This is a genomic window from Streptomyces sp. NPDC026301, from assembly GCF_055567935.1.
The window spans coordinates 24220-46020 of sequence record NZ_JBVHPN010000006.1; the positions used below are offsets into that span (position 1 = coordinate 24220).

Annotated in this window: 20 protein-coding genes; 3 read left to right on the top strand and 17 right to left on the bottom strand. The window is 72.7% G+C overall.

Going from position 1 to position 21801, the window contains the following annotated elements; all coding sequences use genetic code 11:
- Positions 1 to 10 precede the first annotated feature (10 nt).
- Entirely contained in the window at positions 11 to 1492 is a 1482-nt protein-coding gene (locus ACZ4MH_RS11745) for an amino acid permease (protein WP_351592600.1), read from the bottom strand.
- Positions 1493 to 1960: 468 nt separating this feature from the next.
- Complete coding sequence (locus ACZ4MH_RS11750; protein WP_351592597.1) at positions 1961 to 3397, bottom strand: GuaB1 family IMP dehydrogenase-related protein; 1437 nt, start codon at positions 3395 to 3397, stop codon at positions 1961 to 1963.
- A 287-nt stretch (positions 3398 to 3684) separates the two neighbouring features.
- Between ACZ4MH_RS11750 and ACZ4MH_RS11755 the strand changes: the two genes are divergently transcribed.
- Both ACZ4MH_RS11755 and ACZ4MH_RS11760 read left to right on the top strand, forming a co-directional pair.
- Positions 3685 to 4677 carry a hypothetical protein gene (locus tag ACZ4MH_RS11755; RefSeq protein WP_351592594.1) on the top strand — a complete coding sequence of 331 codons (993 nt, stop codon included), beginning with the start codon at positions 3685 to 3687 and terminating at the stop codon, positions 4675 to 4677.
- A 98-nt stretch (positions 4678 to 4775) separates the two neighbouring features.
- Positions 4776 to 5225, top strand: a complete 450-nt coding sequence (locus tag ACZ4MH_RS11760; RefSeq protein ID WP_351592591.1) for a GNAT family N-acetyltransferase — start codon at positions 4776 to 4778, stop codon at positions 5223 to 5225.
- Positions 5226 to 5234: 9 nt separating this feature from the next.
- Here the strand turns inward: ACZ4MH_RS11760 and ACZ4MH_RS11765 are convergent, their stop codons facing one another.
- From ACZ4MH_RS11765 to fmt, 9 genes are all read right to left on the bottom strand, one after another.
- Positions 5235 to 5678, bottom strand: a complete 444-nt coding sequence (locus tag ACZ4MH_RS11765; RefSeq protein ID WP_351592631.1) for a barstar family protein — start codon at positions 5676 to 5678, stop codon at positions 5235 to 5237.
- Positions 5679 to 5844: 166 nt separating this feature from the next.
- Positions 5845 to 6828, bottom strand: a complete 984-nt coding sequence (locus ACZ4MH_RS11770) for a sugar-binding transcriptional regulator (RefSeq protein ID WP_351592630.1) — start codon at positions 6826 to 6828, stop codon at positions 5845 to 5847.
- 192 nt (positions 6829 to 7020) lie between these two features.
- Positions 7021 to 7704, bottom strand: coding sequence for a ribulose-phosphate 3-epimerase (gene rpe / locus ACZ4MH_RS11775; protein ID WP_351592588.1), 684 nt, complete (start codon positions 7702 to 7704; stop codon positions 7021 to 7023).
- 65 nt (positions 7705 to 7769) lie between these two features.
- Positions 7770 to 8969, bottom strand: a complete 1200-nt coding sequence (locus ACZ4MH_RS11780) for a M20 family metallopeptidase (RefSeq protein ID WP_467754480.1) — start codon at positions 8967 to 8969, stop codon at positions 7770 to 7772.
- Positions 8966 to 10408 (bottom strand): MFS transporter, encoded by a 1443-nt coding sequence (locus ACZ4MH_RS11785; protein WP_351592582.1) that lies wholly within the window; start codon positions 10406 to 10408, stop codon positions 8966 to 8968. Before ACZ4MH_RS11785 ends, ACZ4MH_RS11780 begins: the two co-directional genes overlap by 4 nt.
- A 118-nt stretch (positions 10409 to 10526) precedes the next feature.
- A complete protein-coding gene (locus ACZ4MH_RS11790) occupies positions 10527 to 11150 on the bottom strand; it encodes a TetR/AcrR family transcriptional regulator (RefSeq protein WP_351592579.1) in 624 nt (207 codons plus the stop codon).
- A gap of 198 nt (positions 11151 to 11348) precedes the next feature.
- The gene (locus ACZ4MH_RS11795; RefSeq protein WP_351592576.1) at positions 11349 to 12782 is read right to left on the bottom strand and encodes an RsmB/NOP family class I SAM-dependent RNA methyltransferase; all 1434 of its coding nucleotides are present in this window, start codon (positions 12780 to 12782) and stop codon (positions 11349 to 11351) included.
- A gap of 42 nt (positions 12783 to 12824) precedes the next feature.
- Positions 12825 to 13265 carry a nuclear transport factor 2 family protein gene (locus tag ACZ4MH_RS11800; RefSeq protein WP_351592573.1) on the bottom strand — a complete coding sequence of 147 codons (441 nt, stop codon included), beginning with the start codon at positions 13263 to 13265 and terminating at the stop codon, positions 12825 to 12827.
- Positions 13266 to 13355: 90 nt separating this feature from the next.
- Positions 13356 to 14294: a methionyl-tRNA formyltransferase gene (gene fmt, locus ACZ4MH_RS11805; protein ID WP_351592571.1), complete on the bottom strand. Its 939-nt coding sequence runs from the start codon at positions 14292 to 14294 to the stop codon at positions 13356 to 13358.
- A 230-nt stretch (positions 14295 to 14524) separates the two neighbouring features.
- Between fmt and ACZ4MH_RS11810 the strand changes: the two genes are divergently transcribed.
- Positions 14525 to 15049: a hypothetical protein gene (locus ACZ4MH_RS11810; RefSeq protein ID WP_351592569.1), complete on the top strand. Its 525-nt coding sequence runs from the start codon at positions 14525 to 14527 to the stop codon at positions 15047 to 15049.
- Between the two features lie 224 nt (positions 15050 to 15273).
- On the opposite strand, the gene ACZ4MH_RS11815 is transcribed toward ACZ4MH_RS11810, so the two are convergent.
- The 6 genes from ACZ4MH_RS11815 to ACZ4MH_RS11840 form a co-directional block, all read right to left on the bottom strand.
- Positions 15274 to 17418, bottom strand: a complete 2145-nt coding sequence (locus tag ACZ4MH_RS11815) for a primosomal protein N' (RefSeq protein WP_351592567.1) — start codon at positions 17416 to 17418, stop codon at positions 15274 to 15276.
- 116 nt (positions 17419 to 17534) lie between these two features.
- The gene (gene metK / locus ACZ4MH_RS11820) at positions 17535 to 18743 is read right to left on the bottom strand and encodes a methionine adenosyltransferase (RefSeq protein ID WP_351592564.1); all 1209 of its coding nucleotides are present in this window, start codon (positions 18741 to 18743) and stop codon (positions 17535 to 17537) included.
- 240 nt (positions 18744 to 18983) lie between these two features.
- Entirely contained in the window at positions 18984 to 20192 is a 1209-nt protein-coding gene (coaBC, locus tag ACZ4MH_RS11825) for a bifunctional phosphopantothenoylcysteine decarboxylase/phosphopantothenate--cysteine ligase CoaBC (protein ID WP_351592561.1), read from the bottom strand.
- A 135-nt stretch (positions 20193 to 20327) separates the two neighbouring features.
- Positions 20328 to 20600 carry a DNA-directed RNA polymerase subunit omega gene (gene rpoZ / locus ACZ4MH_RS11830; protein WP_030610454.1) on the bottom strand — a complete coding sequence of 91 codons (273 nt, stop codon included), beginning with the start codon at positions 20598 to 20600 and terminating at the stop codon, positions 20328 to 20330.
- A gap of 53 nt (positions 20601 to 20653) precedes the next feature.
- Positions 20654 to 21259, bottom strand: coding sequence for a guanylate kinase (gmk, locus tag ACZ4MH_RS11835; RefSeq protein WP_078649466.1), 606 nt, complete (start codon positions 21257 to 21259; stop codon positions 20654 to 20656).
- Between the two features lie 39 nt (positions 21260 to 21298).
- Entirely contained in the window at positions 21299 to 21622 is a 324-nt protein-coding gene (locus ACZ4MH_RS11840; protein ID WP_030251572.1) for an integration host factor, read from the bottom strand.
- Between the last annotated feature and the right edge of the window lie 179 nt (positions 21623 to 21801).

A 21801-nucleotide genomic window follows, 5' to 3' on the forward strand; every position in this document is an offset into this window, starting at 1 on the left:
GGAGGGTGGTTCACTTCTCTGCGGTGGCCAATCGGGAGCGGCGCATGCCGTAAGCGAAGTAGAACACGAGACCGGCCGCCATCCAGACTCCGAAGACCACCCAGGTGACGGCGTCGAGGCTGCCCATCATCCAGATGCAGAGCAGGAAGCCGATCACGGGGAAGAGCGGCGACAGCGGCGTGCGGAAGCTGCGCGGCATCTCGGGGCGGGTCTTGCGCAGCACGATGACCGCGATGTTGACCAGCGCGAACGCGAAGAGCGTGCCGATGCTGGTGGCGTCGGCGAGCTGGCCGAGCGGCACGGCGGCGGCCAGGATGCCGCAGAAGAGCGAGACGATGACGGTGTTGGCGCGGGGCGCGCCGGTCTTCGGGTGGACCTTGGAGAAGACCTTGGGCACCAGGCCGTCGCGGGACATCGCGAAGAGGATGCGGGTCTGGCCGTAGAGCACGGTCAGCACGACGCTGGCGATGGCGACCACGGCGCCGGCCGCGAGCAGCACGGCCCAGAAGCTCTGGCCGGTGACGTTCTTCATGATCCCGGCGAGCGCGGCCTCGGCGCCGTCGAACTTCTGCCAGGGCAGCGCGCCCACGGCGATGGCCGCGACCAGGCAGTACAGCGCCGTGACGATCACCAGCGAGAGCATGATGGCGCGCGGCAGGTCGCGCTGCGGGTTCTTGGCCTCCTCGCCGGCCGTGGAGGCGGCGTCGAAGCCGATGTAGGAGAAGAAGAGGGTGGCGCCGGCGGCGCTGACGCCCGCCATGCCCAGCGGCATGAAGGGGGCGTAGTTCCCGGCGCGGATGCCCTGGAAGGCGACGCCGCAGAAGAGCAGCAGCGCGGCGATCTTCACCGCGACCATGATCGTGTTGGCGCGGGCGCTCTCCTTCGCGCCGCCCAGCAGGAAGGCCATCGCGAGCAGCACGACCAGCAGCGCGGGCAGGTTGAAGATGCCGCCGTCACCGGGCGGCGCGGCGATCGCCTCGGGGATGGTGAAGCCGAACGTGCCGGACAGCAGCTCGTTGAGGTACTGCCCCCAGCCCACCGCGACCGCGGCCACGGACACGCCATACTCCAGGATCAGACACCAGCCGCAGATCCAGGCGACCAGCTCGCCGAGCGTGGCGTAGGCGTAGGAGTACGAGGAGCCGGAGACCGGGATGGTGCCGGCCAGCTCGGCGTAGGACAGCGCCGAGAAGAGCGCGGTGATGCCGGCGATCACGAAGGAGATGACGACCGCGGGGCCCGCGTCCGGCACCGCCTCGCCCAGCACGACGAAGATGCCGGTGCCGAGGGTGGCGCCGATACTGATCATCGTCAGCTGCCACATGCCCAGGGAGCGGCGCAGGGTGCCGCCCTCTCCCTGGCCGCCCTCGGCGACCAGGCGTTCGACGGGCTTGCGCCGCATCAGCGTTCCGAGCGGCCCGGGGCGGGACGGAGGCTGCTGCGGCTGGGGGTCGCTGCCCTCGGAGGGAGGGGCTGCGCCGTGGTCCAACACTGGGGTGGCTCCTTTATCGCTGCCGTTCCGGCGGCGGTGACCATGGCGGCCCGCACGCGGGCAGCATGAAGCAACCCGCACGGGGACCCGCCGAGCGGACGGTCCCCGCCACTCCACGTAACTAACTTGCCTGACCTTAAGGCCCGCGTGTGACCTGCCGTAATGCGGGTTCTTTGCGTATCGGCGCATGATCCTTGCGCACGAACGGCGACGGCGGCCATTTGTTGCGCGACTGCGGCGTGTTGAGGCCATGGAATCGAAGGAGGGGCATTTCGGCCGGACGGGCGGGCGGAAGCGGAAGTAAGCGATCTCACGCGCCTCCGCCACCGGGACGGGACGCTGCCGCGACGGGACGGACCGCTGCGGGCGCCCCGGAAACGCGCACGGGCCCGGCCCCGCGCGGCGTGCGCGCGGGACCGGGCCCGTGACGAGCGACGAGGCTCGCCGGCTGCTGACGAGGCGCGTCGGCTACCAGCTGTTGTGCAGCGGCTTGCCCTCGGCGTAGCCGGCCGCGCTCTGCACGCCGACGACGGCCTTCTCGGCGAACTCGGTGAGGTTCGAGGCGCCCGCGTAGGTGCAGGAGGAGCGCACGCCCGCGATGATCGAGTCGATCACGTCCTCGACGCCGGGGCGGGCCGGGTCGATGAACATCCGGGAGGTGGAGATGCCCTCCTCGAAGAGGCCCTTGCGGGCCCGGTCGTACGCCGACTCCTCGCTCGTGCGGTTGCGCACCGCACGCGCCGAGGCCATGCCGAAGCTCTCCTTGTAGAGCCGGCCGTCGGCGGTCTGCTGGAGGTCGCCGGGCGACTCGTACGTACCGGCGAACCACGAGCCGATCATGACGTTGGACGCGCCGGCGGCCAGCGCCATGGCGACGTCGCGCGGGTGCCGCACGCCGCCGTCCGCCCAGACGTGCTTGCCGTACTTCTTGGCCTCGGCGGCGCACTCCATGACGGCGGAGAACTGCGGGCGGCCCACGCCGGTCATCATGCGGGTGGTGCACATGGCGCCCGGACCGACGCCGACCTTGATGATGTCCGCGCCGGCCTCGATGAGGTCGCGCACGCCGTCGGCGGCGACGATGTTGCCCGCCACGATCGGGACCTGCGGGCCCAGCGCCCGGACCGCCTTGACCGCGCTGATCATGGACTCCTGGTGGCCGTGCGCGGTGTCCACGACGAGGGTGTCCACGCCCGCGGCCAGCAGCGCCTTGGCCTTGCCCGCCACGTCGCCGTTGATGCCGACGGCGGCGGCGATGCGCAGCTTGCCGTCGGCGTCGGTCGCCGGGGTGTAGAGGGTCGCGCGCAGGGCGCCCTTGCGGGTGAGGATGCCGACCAGCTGGCCGTCCTTGCCGACCGCGGGGGCGAGCTTGCGGTTGGCGGCGTCGAGCCGGTTGAACGCCTCGCGCGGGTCGATGTCGGCGTCCAGGACGAGCGGGTCCCGGGACATGACCTCGGCGACCTGGGTGAAGCGGTCCACGCCGGTCAGATCGTGCTCGGTGACGATGCCGATGGGGCGGCCGCCCTCGACGACGATGCCCGCGCCGTGCGCCCGCTTGGGCAGCAGGGACAGCGCGTCGGCGACGGTCGCGATCGGCGACAGCACGATCGGGGTGTCGAGGACGAGGTGGCGCCGCTTGACCCAGCTGACGACATCGGTGACGACGTCGATCGGGATGTCCTGCGGGATGACGACGAGACCGCCGCGGCGGGCGACCGTCTCGGCCATCCGGCGCCCGGCGATCGCGGTCATGTTCGCCACGACCAGCGGGATGGTGGTGCCCGTGCCGTCCGGCGTGGCGAGATCCACGGCCTGCCGGGAGCCGACCGCGGAGCGGTTCGGCACCATGAACACGTCGTCGTACGTCAGGTCGTACGGCGGCTTCGAATCGTTCAGAAATCGCATGCTAACTCTCTCACCTGCGGTTTTGCTTGGGTAGCGGGCGGGGAGTCAGCACCGGTCCGGCGGCCGGATATGGATCGGCCAACAGCGGATCAGGCATCAAGCTCCTAGTACATCATCGCTGATCCGGCACCGGAATGACGAGCTTCGGGCGCCGAACGGCCAGGTTCTGTGTCATCACCCGAGCGGCGCACGCGCCGGCTGTGTTTTCCCCCGAAATTGCGCCGGTCGAGGTAAACGCCGTGCACAGGGAGGGTTTCCGGAGCGGGGGACTCCCTTAACGTGCAGTGATGATCAGAAAAGCACTCCTCGCGTCGGGTGTCGCCGGCGTGTGCCTCGCGTCCGTCGCCGCCACCGTCGCCTTCGCGGACGGCACGGACCACTCCGCCTCCCACGCCCCGGCCTGGCAGAAGGTCGGCGACGGGATGACCGGCGGCGTCAGCGGGATGGCCGTGGCCAAGGCCGCGGGCGACCGCCTCGACCTGCTCGTGGCCCGGGACAACAAGGACGCCGGCCAGGTCCGGCTCTCGTCGGTACGGCTGGCGCCCGGCCATCGGCCCGTCGTACGGGACCTGAAGTGGGCCGGGAGCGAGGTGCCCAAGGACCTGGAGTCGCTGGACGCCGTGCCCGGCCGGCCCGGCGAGTACACCACCGTGAGCAGCGGCGACAGCGGAAAGTTCCGCCCGACGGTGTACGACGTGGCGGTGAGCGGCGGTACGGCGACGGTCCGCTGGTCGGCGCCGCTGCCGGGCACCGAGAAGTACGCGGGCGACCACACGCAGAACTACGAGGCGTTCGCCCTCCACCGGGACCGCGCCACCAAGAAGTACGTGGCGGTCTGGGCCACCCGCGGCAGCAACGGCACCGCCTCCCAGGTGCGGACCGCCGCCTTCGACCCGGCCGCGGCCGCTGCGGACAAGGCCTTCGGACAGGTCAGCGCCCCGGTGGCGTTCCGCGCGCCGTGGCCGACGCAGGACGAGGTGCGGCACATCAGCGACCTGAAGATCGCGCGGGACGGGACCGTGGTGCTCTCCTCGGCCCAGGACCCGAACAAGAACTCGGGGCCGTTCAGCTCCGCGGTGTTCACGGCGGGCCGGCTCACGGTCGACAAGGGCCGGCCGTCGCTGAAGCTGCGCAAGCCGGAAGAGGTTCGCCGCTACACGACGGGGGACAACCGCAAGATCGAGGCGGTCGCCCTGCTGCCCGACGGCGACCATGCCCTGTGGGGCACGGACGACGAGGACTTCGGCGGCTCGGTGCTGCAGGACCGCCTGGACGACTGACGCCCCGCGTACCGGCTCCGGGTCCGGCCGGGGCCGGAGCTCCGGTGCCGGTCCACCGCGTTACCCGCCCGAAACGGGACCTCGGCAGAATCCCGGCCATGAAGATCGAACAGGTGGCCTGGGACGACCCGGACGCCGCCGTCCTGCGGGCACAGCAGCGGACCGAGATCGCGGAGATCTACGGGACCCCGGACAGCGAGCCCGGGGTCCCGCCCTCGGCGGCGGACATCACCGCGTTCTTCGTGGCGTACGAGGACGACGGCATACCGGTGGGCTGCGGCGGCCTGCGCGACCTCGGCGACGGAATCGGCGAGGTCAAGCGGATGTACGTGCTGCCGGACCGGCGCGGCTCGGGCGCCGCGGCCGCCGTGCTGCGGGCCCTGGAGGAGTGGGCGCGCGACCGGGGCTGGACCCGGCTCCGGCTGGAGACGGGCGACCGGCAACCCGCCGCGGTCCGCTTCTACACGCGCTCGGGATACGCCCGCATTCCGAACTTCGGGACGTACGCGGGCCTCGCGGCCTCCTGGTGCTTCGAGCGGGTGCTGTAGGACGGGCTGCTACCGGTGGGCCCGTGCCGTGCCGCCCGCGTCGCGGGTCAGCAGCACGGCCAGTCCGGTGTCCGTGTCGCGCCAGTGCGCCACCGCGTCGGCGAGGACCGACTCGGCCACCCGCCACTCCTCCGGCTCCGCCGCGGCATAGCCCTGCCAGGCCCGTACGACCAGCAGCCGGCCGCCGTGCGCCGCCGGCCACCAGGACAGGTCGCCGAGGCAGTCGGCGAGCGCGTCCCAGTTCCGCCCGAACCAGGACGGCAGCCGCAGCGCCTCCGCGGCGCGCGTCATGAACTCCGCCTTGTCGGCGGCCCCTTCGAGGTCGAGCACGGTGCCCTGCCAGCCCGCGGTCAGCGCGGCGTCCAGCGCGTCCTGCACGGGGCGGCCCGCGGGCCAGGACAGTACGCCGGGCGGCGTCCGCCCGTCGAGCACCGCGGCCAGCGGCCTGGGCACGCCGTCCGGCGCGGGGCCGGGGGCGCCGGTACGCCGGCCGGCACCCGCCTGGCCGGGGACTCCGGGTGAATCTGGCATGCCGCGATGCTGTCACAGCCCCGGCCGGCGCGCCGGGCGAACGGCCTCCGTACGGTGCACGCCCTGTGGGGCGGTTACTCCAGCAGGCTCAGGAGTCCGGGTCCTCGCGGTCCAGTGCCGGCCGCGGGCCCGGAGCGGACTCCAGGAGGAGGTGATCGGCGGCGGCGGTATCCGTGACCAGGCTCGTGACCAGGCCGGACTTCAGGACCGCGCCGATCGCGTGGGCCTTGCGCTGGCCGCCCGCGATGGCGATCACCTCGGGGATGCGGCGCAGCCGGTCGGCCTCGACCGTGATGCAGCGCTCCCCCAGGTCACGGCCGATGCGCCGGCCCTCGGCGTCGAAGAGGTGCGCGGACATCTCCGCGGCGGCGCCGAGCGAGGCGTAGTGCTCGCGCTCGTCCTCCGAGAGCATGTCGTACACCGTCGAGATGCCCGGCGCCCAGGAGCCGATGGAGACGCACGCGACGGTGACCTTGTCGAAGTAATCGAACGCCCGCGCGATACCCGTCTGGCCCCGCAGCGCCGCGGCTGTGGCCGAATCCGGCAGCAGCATCGGCGCGTAAATGGGGTGGGCCTCGCCGCCGGAGACATCGGCGGCGCGGCGGACCGCCTCCACCGAGCCGCTGTCGGCGGTCCCCGCGTCGTACACACCGGTCAGCTGAACCACCGTGCACGGCGGCAGCCGGTGCAGCGCCGACGCCATGTGGATCGTCGAGCGGCCCCAGGCGATGCCGAGCACGTCGCCCTCGGCCACCAGCTCGCCGAGCAGGTCGGCGGCGACGTCGCCGAGGTTCTCCGGGTCCGGCGCGTCGTCGGAGTCGGCGGCCGACTCCACGACCACGGCGTGCCGCAGGCCGTAGCGGGCCCGCAGCGCGTCCGAGCGCTCGGCGTCCAGCTCGGCCGGGACGCGGATCTCGATACGTACGAGGTCACGCTCCAGTGCGGTCTCCAGCACCCGCGCGACCTTGAAGCGGCTGACGCCGAACTCCTCGGCGATCTGGATCTTGGATTTGCCCTCGAGATAGAACCGGCGGGCCATGGCCGCAGCCTGCACCAGCTCGGCGGGGCCCATCCCGGAATGTGGGCGGCTGGCAACCACGAAAATCTCCCCTACTGCGCACCTGATCGACTCTGCGCTCATCCTTCCAGAAACCCGAGGTCGCCGTGGGCCATGACCCTTCGGCCCGCGATGAACGCTGCGTGGCCACGAGGTCAACCCCCGCCGCCCCGGGTGGTGGCCGCGCGTCCGCGCGGCCCGGCCGCGTCAGTGCGCGCAGCCCCAGCCGGCCGCCGCGGTCGCGGCGTCGGCCTTGTCCCGCAGCGCGCGGACGGCCTTCGCCGGGTCCTCGGCGCCGTACACCGCGGAGCCCGCGACGAAGACGTCGGCGCCCGCCTCGGCGCAGCGCTCGATCGTCTTGTCGGACACCCCGCCGTCCACCTGCAGCCACATCTCCAGACCGTGCTTGGCGATCAGCGCGCGGGTGCGGCGGATCTTCGGAAGCATGATGTCCAGGAACGCCTGCCCGCCGAAGCCCGGCTCAACCGTCATGATCAGCAGCATGTCGAGCTCGGGGAGCAGGTCCTCGTACTGCTCGATGGGCGTGGCGGGCTTCAGCGCCATCGAGGCCCGCGCGCCCTTGGCCCGGATCTCCCGCGCGAGGCGGACCGGCGCGGCCGCGGCCTCCGCGTGGAAGGTGACGGAACCGGCACCGGCCTCGACGTACTGCGGCGCCCAGCGGTCCGGGTCCTCGATCATCAGGTGGCAGTCGAGGGGGGTGTCGGTCGCCTTCCGCAGCGACTCCACCACGGGGACGCCGAGCGTCAGATTGGGCACGAAGTGGTTGTCCATGACGTCGACGTGGAGCCAGTCCGCGCCCTCGACGGCCTTCGCCTCCTCGGCGAGGCGGGCGAAGTCGGCGGACAGAATGCTGGGGTTGATCAAGGCCATGACACCAGTATGTCGTGACGGCGCCGACATCCATAAGCGGGTCGGGGCCGACGTCCATGAGGGGGTCAGGGGCGCGGGCTCGCGGCGCCCTCCCGGGCGGCGGCGCGCTGCCCCACCGCGGCCAGCAGCCGATCGCGCTGCCCGGGGTCCGCGGCCAGCGAGACGCCCGTCCAGGCCATGGCGACGGCGCCGTCCAGGACCGCCCGGTCGGCGCTCTCAGAGGTGCCGGCGGCGGCGAACTCGGGTGTGTGCTGCCGGGCGCCGCCGGTGTCGTAGCCGATCATCGGGTGGATCGTGGGCAGCAGGTGCGAGACGTTGCCCATGTCGGTGGAGCCCGCGCGCTCCGGAGCGCGCCCGACGGTACGCCCGAGGGCCTCGGCGGCGCCCGCGTACAGCTCGGCCACGGTCGTGTCCTGGCGCAGGTCGGCGAAGTCGTGCCCGTGCCGCTCCATCCGCAGCTCGGTGCCGGTGGCCAGCGCGCCCGCCTCGAAGCAGGCCCGTACCCGCTCCTGGAGGGCGCGCAGCGACTCCAGGGTGGGCGAGCGTACTTCGTAGCGGGCGGCGGTCCGGGCGGGGATGACGTTGGCGGCCTGGCCGCCGTCCGTGATGATGCCGTGCACGACGCTCTCCGGGGGCAGCTGCTGGCGCAGCAGGCCGAGCCCGGTCTGGGCCACGGTGAGCGCGTCAAGGGCGTTGCGGCCCTCCCAGGGAGCGGCGGCGGCGTGCGCCGGGCGTCCGGTGTAGGTGAGGTTCCAGGAGCCGATGGCCAGCGAGCCGTTGCCCACGGTGTCGGCGTCGTTCGCGTGCACCATCATCGCGACGGCCACGTCGTCGAAGAGCCCGTCCTCGATCATGTACACCTTGCCGCCGCCGTCCTCCTCGGCCGGGGTGCCGAGCAGTTTGACGGTGATGCCGAGGTCGTCGGCGACCTCGCCGAGCGCGAGGGCCGCGCCGAGCGCCGCTGTGCCGTTGACGTTGTGGCCGCAGGCGTGACCGATCCCGGGCAGCGCGTCGTACTCCGCGCACAGGCCGACGACCAGCTCGCCGCCGCCGCGGACCGCGGTGAACGCGGTGGGCAGTCCGGCGACGCCGCGCTCGACGGTGAATCCGGCCCGCTCGGCGAGCCCGGCCAGCGCGGCCGCCGACCGGTGCTCCTCGAAGGACAGCTCGGGGTCGGCGTGCAGCCGGTGGCTGAGGCCGAGCAGTTCCTCCCGCCAGGACTCGGCGGCGTCGCGCACGGTGCGGTGGTGGGCGGTGGGCTTCACTGGTGTGCTCCTTCGGGGGCGGTGGCGTGCGGGGCGGAGGACGCGGCGGGGCGCAGCTTCAGGACGGCCAGCGCGGCGGCGAGACCGGCGGCGCCGCACAGCGCCCAGCCGGTGGTGTAGCCGCCGAGGGCGATCCGGCCGTCGGCGGTGGCGTGCGCGGCGAGCGCGGCGCCGAGCAGGGCGGACCCGACGGCGGAGCCCAGCGACAGTACGAGTTCGTTGACGCCGGCCGCAGTCGCGGTCTCCTCCGGGGCGACGGCCTCGACGGTCAGGGTGCGGGTGGCGGACTCGAAGAGCCCCAGCGCGGCACCGATGAACAGGGACGCGATCAGGTAGTGGGCCAGGCTGGTGTGGAGTACGAGCAGGAACCCGAAGCCGAGGAGTGTGGTGACACCGGCCGCCGACACGGTGACGCGCTCCCCCAGCTGCCGCAGCAGCGCCGGGCAGAGCGCCGAGGTGGCCACGCTGGCGAGCGTCATCGGGAGCAGCGCCCAGCCGATGGCGGTCGCGTTCAGTCCGATGCCGTAGCCCGCTGCCTGCGGCGAGGCGCCGAGGAACGTCGCGTTGACGGCGATCGACCCGATCGTGGCCGCCGAGACGCAGAAGGTCACCACGCTCAGCACGGCGACTCTGGGGTTGCGGAACATCCGTACGTCGACGAGCGGCTGTGCCACCCGCAGTTCCAGCGCCCACCAGCCGGCCAGCGCCACGATCCCCACCAGCCCGCAGCCCACGGTCGCGGCCGAGGTCCAGCCCCAGGCGGCGCCCTGTGCCAGCGCGACCACCACGCCGACCAGCCCGGCGGTGAGCAGGAGGAAGCCCGGTACGTCGAACCGCCGGGCCGCGGCCGCCGGCGTCGCGCCGTCCGGCAGCAGGAACCCCGCGACCAGCCCCAGTACGCCCGCGCCCACGCCGATCCACAGGCCGAGCCGGGCGTCCTGCGCGCCGACCGCGCCGGAGACGATGCCCGCGCAGCCGACGGCCAGCAGCAGCGCGCCGACCAGCACGCCGATGCCGCGCCGGGAGGCGGCCTCGCCCTGCTGGTGGCGGAGTACGCCGATCATCAGCGGCATGAAGCCGACTACGCCGCCCTGCAGGGCCGCGCCGAGGGTCAGGAAGGGGAGCGTGGGACGCAGCGCCATGACCAGCGAGCCGAGTACGACCATGAGGATCGAGGCGCGGAGGAGCCGCCGGTAGCCGAAGCCGTCGCCGAGCCGGGAGAGGACCGGGGTGAGCACGGCGCAGCTCGCCATCTGCACCACGATGATCCAGTTCTGCTGTGCGGTGCCGAAGCCGGCCTGCGCGCCCAGTCCGGGCAGGATCGGCGGCAGGTACTGCTGGGTGGCGCCGCTGGCGACCTCGACGAGCGCCATGGACGCGAGCATGGCGCGGGGCCCGAGGGGGCGGCCCTGCCGTACGGGTCTGACTGTTCTGTTCATGACAGAAACCTCGGTTCAGGAGGGGGCGGTACGCGCTTGCGGGCAGGCCGGAGCGACGGCCCGCCACGGAGGCGTACCGGGAGAGGGGCTTCGCGGGATTGAGCGGGATTGGGCGGGATTAAGGAGCGGTTTCCGGCTTCGGCAGGCGCGGCACGGCCCCGGACAGCGCGAGGTCGACCATGGCCTCGGCCTGGGAGGCGAGCAGCGCGTCCGAGCGGACTTCGGTACGGAACATCACCGTGCCCGACCACATGTCGATCAGCAGGTCCACGTCGATGTCCGCCGGCAGATCGCCGCGGGCCACCCCGCGCTGGACCGCGGCGCGCGCGAACTGCCGCCGGGGGCCCAGTACTTCGGTACGGAAGCGGTGCAGCACGGCCGGGTCGCCGATGGTCGCCCACAGGGAGGACAGCAGCCTGCCGCGGCTCTCCCCCACGTCCCGCACGATCTGCGCGAAGAGCTCCCGCATCTCGGCGCGGGTGTCCCCGAGGTCGGGGATGTGCTCCACCTCGGCGTTGCGGATGAGCAGCTCGCCGACGAGCGCGGATTTGTTCGCCCAGCGGTGGTAGACCGTCTTACGGGTGACGCCGGCCCGGGCCGCGACCTTCTCGATCGTCAGCTCCAGATAGCCCAGCTCTTCGAGGAGCCCGGCCGCGGCGTCCAGGACCTTGCCGTCCAGCTCGGGGTCTTTGGGACGGCCGCCGCGGCCCGCTTCGGTCTTCGGGGTGGGACGCGAACTCATGGGGCACTCCGCAGCGGCAAGGGGAGAGAGGCCGGCGGATCTCCGCCGGCAGGCCAACAACGTACGACGGGCCACCCACCCGGTCAATACTTCAACGGGAACACTCTGTACCCGATCATCGACCGCACCCTGTCCAGCAAGGCGGGGAAGCTCCCGCAGTTAGAACCCAGAGCGTCCCCTAACCCACCCGCCGCGTCCTCACGCCGTGCGGCGCAGCAGCGCCAGGTACATCGCGTCCGTGCCGTGCAGATGCGGCCAGAGCTGGACGTCCGGACCGTCGCCGAGGGCGGGGACGCCGGACATCAGCGGGCGTGCGTCGACGAACTCCGCGGCCACGCCCTCGTCCCGCCCCTTGAGCACGTCGTCGACGACGGCGCGGGTCTCCGCCAGGTGCGGCGAGCAGGTCGCGTACCCGACGACCCCGCCGACCCGTACGGCCTTCAGCGCCTGCCGCAGCAGGTCGCGCTGGAGCGGCGCGAAGCCGTCCAGGTCCTCGGGGCGGCGGCGCCAGCGCGCCTCCGGACGGCGGCGCAGCGCACCCAGACCCGTGCAGGGCACGTCCACCAGGACGCGGTCGAAGGAGCCGGGGCGCCAGACCGGACGCGTACCGTCGGCGGCGATCACCTCGTACGGCCCGGGGTTGCCCGCCAGCGCCCGCGCGACCAGCCGCGCGCGGTGCGGCTGCTTCTCCGCGGCGAGCAGCGCGGCACCGCGATCGGCCGCCAGCGCGCCGAGCAGCGCCGCCTTGCCGCCGGGCCCGGCACACGCGTCCAGCCAGCGCCGGTCGGCCCCCTCGACAGGCGCGTTGGCGAGCGCGACGGCGACCAGCTGGCTGCCCTCGTCCTGTACGCCCGCGCGCCCCTCGCGCACGGCGTCCAGCGCGCCCGGCTCGCCGCCCTCGGTGAGCCGCACCGCGTACGGCGACCAGCGACCGGGCAGTCCGTTCTCCTCACCGACCGCGGCGAGCAGCTCCTCCGGGGTGGACCGGCCGGGCCGGGCGACCAGCGTCACCTCGGGCCGCTCGTTGTCCGCCTCCAGCAGGTCCTCGATCCCGGCCCGGCCGCCGCCCAGCGCGTCCCACAGCGCCGAGACGACCCACCGCGGGTGCGAGTGCACGACCCCCAAGTGGTCTTCCGGGTCCTCGTCGTACGGCGGCGCGACCCGCTCCAGCCAGCCGTCCAGGTCATTCGCCGCGATCTTCCGCAGCACGGCGTTGACGAACTTCGCCCGCCCGTCACCGAGCACCACCCGCGCCAGCTCGACGCTCGCGCTGACCGCGGCGTGCGTCGGGATGCGCGTGCCCAACAGCTGATGCGCGCCCAGGCTCAGCACGTCCAGCACCGGCGGATCGACCTCGCGCAGCGGCCGGTCGACGCACGCCGCGATGATCTCGTCGTACGTGCCCTGCCGGCGCAGCGTCCCGTAGACCAGCTCGGTCGCCAGCGCGGCGTCCCGCCCGTCGAAGTTCCCGGCCTCCCGCGCCTTGCGCAGCAACGGCGGCAGGACGAGGTTCGCGTACGCGTCCCGCTCGTCGACCGCGCGCAGGGCCTCGAACGCGAGGACGCGTACGGGGTCCTTCTTCGGCCTCCGGTGGGGCTTGCTGCCGGGACGACGACGAGGCTGGTCGTTCACGAGAAAGGTGCTCCGCTGCTGACGAGGACGAATCCCCCCAGCCTACCGCCGCAGCAGGTCGCCCCAGCCGCCCTGGATCATGGTCTGGAACGCCCACGCCCCGTCCCGCTTCACCAGCACGTCCGCGTACCGCACCGCCTGCGCCTGCCCGCCGGCGGTGAACACGGCGTCGGTGAACACCACGGCGAGCGACGCACTCAGGAAATGAGGCGTCCGCGTCGACTCGAACGACACCTCCTCGCCCCCGCCCATCACCTCACGCATCGTCCGGACGAACTCCGCCCGGCTCCACTGCCCGGCCCAGCCGTTCCCCGCGGAGTCGTCACTGACGACGTTGAGCGGAAACACGGCCATCTCCGCCATCCCCTCGGCATCGACCTCCGCACTCAACGCGTCGTACCGCGTGAACCACTCCGCCAGCTCCCGGCGGTCCTGCTCGGTCGGGCTGTACCCGGCGGCTTGGGGCACCACGTACTCAGCCATGCGGACTCCTCATTAGACAAGTTTGACTAGTGACACCGGCCCAATACCCGGACGTCGCACTAATCAAACTTGAACAATGACGGCCGGGGCTCAGTCCCCGAGCCGCTCCCCGGCCGCGATCCGCACGCCGCGCGCCCAGTCAGCCGCGGCCATCGGCTTCTTGCCCTGCGGCTGCACCCACTGCAGCTGGACGGGGTGACTGCCGGTCCCCACGAAGACGGCCTTCTTCGTGGCCGCGATCTCGCCGGGCGCCAGCTCCAGGTCCGTACGGTCGGGCACCAGCGCCACCGACATCACCTTCAGCCGCTCGTCCCGGAAGAGCGTCCACGCGCCCGGCGCGGGTGCGCAGCCGCGGACCACCCGGTCCACCCGCAGCGCGGGCGCCGACCAGTCGATCTTCGCGTCCTCGACCTCGATCTTCGGCGCGAGCGTGATGCCCTCGGCCGGCTGCGGCACCGCGTTCAGCGTGCCGTCCTCGATGCCGTCCATGGTCGCGGCCAGCAGCCCGGCCCCGGCGAACGCCAGCCGGGTCAGCAGGTCGCCACTGGTGTCCGTCGGCCGGACGTCCTCGGTCAGCACGCCGTAGACCGGCCCCGAGTCCAGCCCCTCCTCGATCCGGAACGTCGACGCGCCGGTCACCTCGTCACCCGCCAGCACCGCGTGCTGGACGGGCGCCGCGCCGCGCCACGCGGGCAGCAGGGAGAAGTGCAGGTTCACCCACCCGTGCGCGGGAATCTCCAGCGCGGACTTCGGGAGCAGCGCGCCGTACGCCACGACCGGGCAGCAGTCGGGCGCGATCTCGCGCAGCCGGGCCTGGAAGTCCTCGTCCCGCGGCCGGGCGGGCTTGAGCACCTCGATGCCGGCCTCCTCGGCGCGCTGCGCGACCGGGCTGGCGACGAGCCGGCGGCCGCGCCCGGCCGGGGCGTCCGGCCTGGTCACGACGGCCACCACCTCGTGCCGGTCCGACGCGATCAGGGCGTCAAGGGCGGGCAGGGCGACCTCGGGGGTGCCGGCGAAGACGAGCCTCATGGGTGGCGTACTACCTCTCAGCGCTGCGGAACGGCGCACCAGTCTATGGGGCGTCAGCACCGGGGGCGTACGGGTTACCGCGCGCCCCAGCTGGAAGCTCGTACGCCCCCATACCGTGACCCCACCCGGCGCTGTCGCGTTGGTCAAACGACATTGACCACAGCGGACCGCTGACCCGGTCCACGAAATGTGTCTTCTTCCGCATCAACGCCGGTTCGAGAGGCTTGTTCATGGCCGACCACGCAACCCACGACGCCCAGGCACGCGCCAGTCTCCATCTACTGGTGCGGGACATCGAGCGGGTCCGCCGGCAGGTGGACGCACTGCGCACGCTCACCGCACAGCTCGGCAACGTCTACCGACCGCGGCGCTCCGGCCCCTCCACGGGCTTCGTCGTGTACGGACGCGCCCCGGCACCCACGGTGCGCCTCGCCCAGGAGCTGCGGGACAGCGTCGAGACGCTCGTCACGGCCGCGGTCGACTTCGACCGTTCGCTCGGCTTCTCGTGGGACGCGGTGGGTTCGGCACTCGGCGTCACCAAGCAGGCGGTCCACCGCCGGTACGGCGCCCGCCGCGCCGCCGCCCAGCCCCCCGCCGACGGCCAGGACACCCCCCGCGTCCCCGAAGCCACCACCTCGCGCCCGGTCTCCGTAGCGCCGGCGCTGCCGCCCACCCCCTCCGTCCCCGCCGCCCGCACGATGCCGACCCAGAAGGACCCCCGAGCCGGCGCTTTCCCGGGTCCGCGCAACGGCTGACCCTCCGCAGCCCCGCCGACAGGCTACGGACACCAGCCCCCACGCACCCCTTCCCTCCCCCACTACGGGAGGGGGCGGGCCGCAGCGGGTGGGTGTTCGGACGTAAAGCGAAGCAGTCCGAACACCCACCCGCGGAGGTCCGTCACCGCGCCGAAACGCACCCAGCCCGTCCGGCGTTTGAGGACACCGTCGACGGGGCGCACCCCGACGGACAGAACCGCTGGCTATCCAAGGTCCAGCGGATCGACCCGAACCCGCACTGCGGAACCCTCCCTCTTCACCATCCGCGCAGCCCAAGCCGCCTTCAGCGCGGCGGCCATCGCCGCCCCCTCCCCCGGCGGCACCCGGACAAGCACCCGCTCCCACTCCTCGCCCACCGGCGGCTCCCCCGCCCGCCGCGGGCGTCCCGCGGCGGGGGCCGGTACGGGGACCGGCCCCAACACCTCGGCCGACGGCGGCAAAGCCGCCCCCCGCACCAGCTCCGCGACGTCCTCGGGACGCCCCGCCACCGAAGCCATCCGCGACACCGGCGGAAACCCCAGCTCCGCCCGCTCCGCGAGCTCCCGTACCGCGTGCCCCACGGGATCCCACCGCACCAGCGCCTGCACCGGCCGCAGCGTCGGCTCCCCCGTCACCACGACGACGCCCCCGTCCTCCGCGCCGCGCACCAGCGCCCCCGCGCCCAGCCAGCGCCGCAGCGCCTCCTCACCGGCCCGCAGATCGGGGCGGTTCAGCAGGGCCCAGCCGTCCAGCAGCAGCGCCGCCGCATAGCCGCCCGTCGCGACCGGCTCCGCGCCGGGCGTGGAGACGACGATCGCCGGCCGGTCGGGGACGGTGTCCAGCACATGGTCCCGGCCCGACGTCCGCACCGGCACCCCGGGGAACGCCCGCCCCAGCTCCTCCGCCGTCCGCCGCGCGCCCACGACCTGGGCCCGCAGCCGCGCGTGCCCGCACTCCGTGCAGTGCCAGTCCGGCGCAGCCGTACCGCACCAGCCGCAGCACAGCGCGCTGTCCTGGTCCGGCGCCTCCAGCGGCCCCGCGCAGTGCCGGCAGCGCGCGGGCTCGCGGCACCGCGCGCAGGCCAGCCGCGGTACGTATCCGCGCCGGGGCACCTGGACCAGTACCGGACCGCGGGCCAGCCCGGCGCGCGCGGTCTGCCAGGCGAGCGAGGGCAGTCGCGCCGCCCGCGCGGCCTCGTCGCGCGCCGTCTCCGCGTCCCCGATCGTGCGGACCAGCGGCGCCGCCGCGCGCACCTGGTCGCGCCCCGCTTCCAGCGACCGCGCCCAGCCGTTCTCGACGAGCTGCGCGGCCTCGACCGTGCGCCCGAGATCACCGATCAGGCACGCCGCCTTCTCGTGCACCGCACGCAGCAGCAGCACGTCCCGCGCGTGCGGATACGGCGCGTTGGTGTCGCTGTGGCTGGAATTCCCGTCGTCCCACACCGCCACCAGCCCCAGATCGGCCACCGGTGCGTACATCGCCGCGCGCGTCCCCACGACGGCCCGCACCGCGCCCCGGCGTATCGCCAGCCAGCGGCGGTACCGCTCCTCGGGGCCGGAGTCCGCCGTCAGCAGCGTGTGCGTCCCCCGGCCCACCAGCTCGGTCAGCGCGGCGTCCACCCGGGCGGCCGACCGCCCGTCGGGCAGCACGACCAGCGCGCCCCGCCCCGACGCCAGCGTCGCCGCCACCGCGGCGGCCAGCTCCCACGGCCAGTGCGGCCCCGGCAGCGCGGTCCACACGACGCGGGGCGAGCCGCCCCCCGCGAGCGCGTCGATGAAAGCGGTCCCGTCGGGATACCGCTCCCAGCTCGCGAGCGCGGGCACCGCGGGCGGGGGCGGCGGCGCCGGGAAGCGCTCCGCCTCGGCCTTGGCGTGCCGCGGCGGGATGGCCAGCTGCAGTACATCGGCGAGCGAGCCGGCATACCGGTCGGCCACCGCGCGGCACAGCGCCAGCAGCGGCGGGCTGAGCACCGGCTCCGGGGAGACGACCTGGGCGAGGGCCGCCAGCGGGCCTCGGTAGTCGGACTCGGCGATGCGCTCGACGATGTACCCGTCGAGCAGGCCGCCGCCCTCGCGCCGGCCCTCGCGCACCCGGCTCGTCCCCGCGCCGAACCGGACCCGGACCCGGACGCCGGGCTGCGCCTCCTCGTCCATCGCGGCGGGCACCGCATAGTCCCAGAGCTTGTCCAGATGCACCGGGCCCTTGTCCACCAGGACCCGGGCCACCGGCCGGTCCTTGGCCAGCTCGGCGCCGCGCCACGTCCGCGGCCTGGCCTTCGGCGCCTTCTTCTTGGCCTCCCGCACGGTCTCCCGGATCAGGGCCAGCTGCTCCCCCTGCTCCCCGGCCCCCGACCCGTTCTCGCTGCTCACACCCTCAGTCTTAGCAGACGGCACTGACAGCGCCCGCGGGGCACGGACGGGCCGGAAACGCCTCCGGGCCCGTACCACCGCAGTGGTACGGGCCCGGAGGCAGGAAGAACGGGGGCTTAGAGGCCCGCGGCCTTGCGGAGGGCGTCGACGCGGTCCGTGCGCTCCCAGGTGAAGGCATCCAGCTCGCGGCCGAAGTGACCGTACGCGGCGGTCTCGGCGTAGATCGGGCGGAGCAGGTCGAGGTCGCGGATGATCGCGGCCGGGCGGAGGTCGAAGACCTCGCCGATGGCCTGCTCGATCTTCTCGACGTCGACGGTGGCGGTGCCGAAGGTCTCCACGAAGAGACCGACCGGCTCGGCCTTGCCGATCGCGTAGGCGACCTGGACCTCGCAGCGCTGGGCCAGGCCCGCCGCCACGACGTTCTTCGCGACGTAACGCATGGCGTACGCGGCGGAGCGGTCGACCTTGGACGGGTCCTTGCCGGAGAAGGCGCCGCCGCCGTGGCGGGACATGCCGCCGTAGGTGTCGATGATGATCTTGCGGCCGGTGAGGCCCGCGTCACCCATCGGGCCGCCGATCTCGAAGCGGCCGGTCGGGTTCACCAGGAGGCGGTAGCCCTCGGTGTCGAGCTTGATGCCGTCCTCGATGAGCTGGTTCAGGACGTGCTCGACGACGAACTCGCGGATGTCGGGAGCGAGCAGCGAGTCCAGGTCGATGTCCGAGGCGTGCTGCGAGGAGACGACCACGGTGTCCAGGCGGACCGCCTTGTGACCGTCGTACTCGATGGTGACCTGGGTCTTGCCGTCGGGGCGGAGGTACGGGATGGTCCCGTTCTTGCGCACCTCGGACAGGCGCTTGGACAGGCGGTGCGCGAGGTTGATCGGGAGCGGCATCAGCTCCGGGGTCTCGTCGCAGGCGTACCCGAACATCAGGCCCTGGTCGCCGGCGCCCTGCTTGTCCAGCTCGTCCTCGTCGCCCTCGACCCGCTTCTCGTAGGCGGTGTCGACACCCTGGGCGATGTCCGGGGACTGCGCGCCGATCGATACGGAGACGCCGCAGGAAGCGCCGTCGAAGCCCTTCTTGGAGGAGTCGTAACCGATCTCCAGGATCTTGTTCCGCACGAGGGTGGGGATGTCGGCGTAGGCCTTCGTGGTCACCTCGCCGGCCACGTGCACCAGGCCGGTGGTGATCAGCGTCTCGACGGCGACCCGGGAGGCCGGGTCCTCCTTCAGGAGGGCGTCGAGGATGGTGTCGCTGATCTGGTCAGCGATCTTGTCGGGGTGGCCCTCGGTGACGGACTCCGAGGTGAACAGGCGGCGGGACACATCGCTCCCTGGGGTTGCAGCGGCTGCTGTCTGATCATTGACGGACCTGCCGAGAGCTGCGCTCGGCGCGATCCACGGCCAGTTTATCGGTCGGGCGTCCTGTTCGGGCACGCAGTCTCGTTCTGTGGATGCGCCGTGACCAGGGACACCCTGCCAGCAGGCCCTGGAGTACCGCTCAACGGCAGGCCGGCACAAGGGTTTTTGCCGTGGCGAGCGGGCCGGAATGGGCTCATCGAGTGATCAGGAAATTCGCTCGGCGACCAGGTCCCAGACCGTGTCGGCCAGGGCTTCCTTGGGCCCGTGGGGCACGGGGATCTCGGCGCCGTCGGCGGCCAGCACGACCGCCTCGTTCTCGGCCGAGCCGAAGGTCTTGTGCTCCCCGACCTCATTGACGACCAGCAGGTCACAGCCCTTGCGGGCCAGCTTCTTGCGGCCGTTCGCCAGGACGTCGTCGGTCTCGGCGGCGAACCCGACGACGATTTGCCCGGGACGCGCCCGCTCCGCGGAGATTTCCGCGAGGATGTCGGGATTCCGCACCAGCTCGATCGGCGGCTGCTCCACGTCGTCCCGCTTCTTGATCTTGCCGGGGGCGTAGTGGGCCGGGCGGAAGTCGGCCACGGCGGCCGCCATGACCACGGCGTCCGCGTCGGCCGCCGCCTTCAGCACCGCCTCGCGCAGCTGGACGGCCGTACCGATGTGGACCACGTCCACGCCCGCCGGGTCGGGCAGCCCGGTCTCCCCCGTGACCAGCGTCACGCGGGCGCCGCGCGCCACGGCCGTACGGGCCAGCGCGTACCCCTGCTTCCCGGAGGAGCGGTTGCCCAGGTACCGGACGGGGTCCAGCGGCTCGCGGGTGCCGCCGGCGCTGACCACGACGTGCCGGCCCGCGAGGTCGGCGGTGACCGCCTCGGGGCCGCGCGCCAGCACCCGGCGGCAGACCTCGAAGATCTCGGTGGGGTCCGGGAAGCGGCCCTTGCCGGTGTCGACGCCGGTCAGGCGGCCCACGGCGGGCTCGATCACGATCGCGCCGCGGCGGCGCAGGGTCGCGACGTTCTCCTGGGTGGCCGGGTGCTCCCACATCTCGGTGTGCATCGCCGGGGCGAAGATCACCGGACAGCGGGCGGTCAGCAGCGTGTTCGTCAGCAGGTCGTCGGCGAGGCCGTGGGCCGCCTTGGCCAGCATGTCGGCCGTACAGGGAGCCACCACGACCAGGTCGGCGCCCTGGCCGATCCGGACGTGCGGAACCTCGTGCACGGACTCCCAGACCTCGGTCGAGGCGGGATTGCCGGAGAGCGCGGCCCAGGTCGCCTCGCCCACGAAGTGCAGCGCGGAGGCCGTCGGCACCACGCGGACGTCGTGCCCGGACTCGCTCAGCCGCCGCAGCAGCTCGCACGCCTTGTACGCGGCGATCCCGCCGCTGACCCCCAGGACGACCTTGGGCTTGTCCATCGTCTTCGCTGCTCCCCGAGCCAGGGCGCCCCTGCGCCGAACACCTGCGTGCACCTGTGCGTGCACGTACCCATGACACACCAAGGGCCCGGCAATCGCGTTGCCGGGCCCTTGGTGAAGGAAATGCTCGCGGCCTTACTGGGCCGGGCCCTCCACGGCCTCGGAGGTCAGCAGACCCGCGTTGATCTCGCGCAGCGCGATCGAGAGGGGCTTCTCGTGGACGTGGGTGTCCACCAGGGGGCCGACGTACTCGAGCAGGCCCTCGCCGAGCTGCGAGTAGTACGCGTTGATCTGTCGCGCACGCTTCGCCGCGTAGATCACGAGGCTGTACTTCGAGTCGGTGGCCTCGAGAAGCTCATCAATCGGCGGGTTGATGATGCCCTCGGGCGTGGTGATGGAAGAGGACACTCTCTGCCTTCCGAAGGTGTGTGATCAGGGAATTTCCGGAAAAGTACAGAAGGTCATTCTCCGGAGTTATTCAGCATCAAGGCTAGCAGCTCACGGGAGACGTCCTCGACGGAGGTGTTGACGAGCGTCTCGTCGAACTCCTTCTCGGCGGCCAGCTCGACGCGCGCGGCCGCCAGCCGGCGCTCGATCACCTCGGCCGACTCCGTGCCCCGGCCGGTGAGCCGGCGGACCAGCTCCTCCCAGCTCGGCGGGGCCAGGAAGACCAGCCGGGCCTCGGGCATCGACTCGCGGACCAGCCGTGCGCCCTGGAGGTCGATCTCCAGCAGGACCGGCTCGCCCGCGGCCAGGTGGTCCAGGACCGCCTGGCGCGGGGTGCCGTAGCGGTTGCCCGCGAATTCCGCCCACTCCAGCAGCTCACCATTGGCGATCAGCTTGTCGAATTCCTCGTCGTCGACGAAGAAGTACTGGACGCCGTGCCGCTCGCCGGGACGCGGCTTGCGGGTGGTGGCCGACACCGAGAGCCATACCTCGGGGTGGACCTTGCGCATATGGGCGACGACCGTGCTCTTGCCGACCCCGGAGGGGCCGGAGAGCACGGTCAGCCGCGGTTGTCTGTCCGGGGTTGCCGGGGTCGCCCCCCGGGAGACTGCAGAACTCATGCAGCGATTATTCCAGCTCCCCGGGGATGCCTGAGCACCTCAGGAAGCGGCGTTGCCGAACTCACGCTCAAGAGACGCGATCTGGTTGGAGCCGAGACCGCGCACGCGGCGGCTCTCGGAGATGCCGAGCCGCTCCATGATCTGCTTGGCGCGGACCTTGCCGACGCCGGGCAGGGACTCAAGGAGGGCGGAGACCTTCATCTTGCCGATGACGTCGTTCTCCTGGCCCTGCTTGATGACCTCGTGGAGGGAGGCACCGGAGTGCTTGAGCCGATTCTTGACCTCGGCGCGCTCCCGGCGAGCCGCGGCGGCCTTCTCGAGCGCGGCTGCGCGCTGTTCAGGGGTAAGGGGCGGAAGAGCCACGCCTACGTCACCTCGGATGTCGAACTGGATACGGACCGGTGTGGAACCTAGTCGCCCCGCACCTGCGGAGCAACGAACAACGCGCTTACGTGCGGTGCTCTCGTCGGAGACTAGCGGGCGAGGGCGCCAGAGTCAGCGAGAACAGACGAAAAGTCCTGGTCAGCCTCTGCCGACCAGGA

Excerpts from the sequence above, each read along its gene's own strand:
- ACZ4MH_RS11750 (WP_351592597.1), bottom strand. The coding sequence starts at position 3,397 with ATGCGATTTCTGAACGATTCGAAGCCGCCGTACGACCTGACGTACGAC.
- ACZ4MH_RS11755 (WP_351592594.1), top strand. The coding sequence starts at position 3,685 with ATGATCAGAAAAGCACTCCTCGCGTCGGGTGTCGCCGGCGTGTGCCTC.
- ACZ4MH_RS11760 (WP_351592591.1), top strand. The coding sequence starts at position 4,776 with ATGAAGATCGAACAGGTGGCCTGGGACGACCCGGACGCCGCCGTCCTG.
- ACZ4MH_RS11770 (WP_351592630.1), bottom strand. The coding sequence starts at position 6,828 with ATGGGCCCCGCCGAGCTGGTGCAGGCTGCGGCCATGGCCCGCCGGTTC.
- rpe (WP_351592588.1), bottom strand. The coding sequence starts at position 7,704 with ATGGCCTTGATCAACCCCAGCATTCTGTCCGCCGACTTCGCCCGCCTC.
- ACZ4MH_RS11785 (WP_351592582.1), bottom strand. The coding sequence starts at position 10,408 with ATGAACAGAACAGTCAGACCCGTACGGCAGGGCCGCCCCCTCGGGCCC.
- ACZ4MH_RS11790 (WP_351592579.1), bottom strand. The coding sequence starts at position 11,150 with ATGAGTTCGCGTCCCACCCCGAAGACCGAAGCGGGCCGCGGCGGCCGT.
- ACZ4MH_RS11800 (WP_351592573.1), bottom strand. The coding sequence starts at position 13,265 with ATGGCTGAGTACGTGGTGCCCCAAGCCGCCGGGTACAGCCCGACCGAG.
- fmt (WP_351592571.1), bottom strand. The coding sequence starts at position 14,294 with ATGAGGCTCGTCTTCGCCGGCACCCCCGAGGTCGCCCTGCCCGCCCTT.
- ACZ4MH_RS11810 (WP_351592569.1), top strand. The coding sequence starts at position 14,525 with ATGGCCGACCACGCAACCCACGACGCCCAGGCACGCGCCAGTCTCCAT.
- coaBC (WP_351592561.1), bottom strand. The coding sequence starts at position 20,192 with ATGGACAAGCCCAAGGTCGTCCTGGGGGTCAGCGGCGGGATCGCCGCG.
- gmk (WP_078649466.1), bottom strand. The coding sequence starts at position 21,259 with ATGAGTTCTGCAGTCTCCCGGGGGGCGACCCCGGCAACCCCGGACAGA.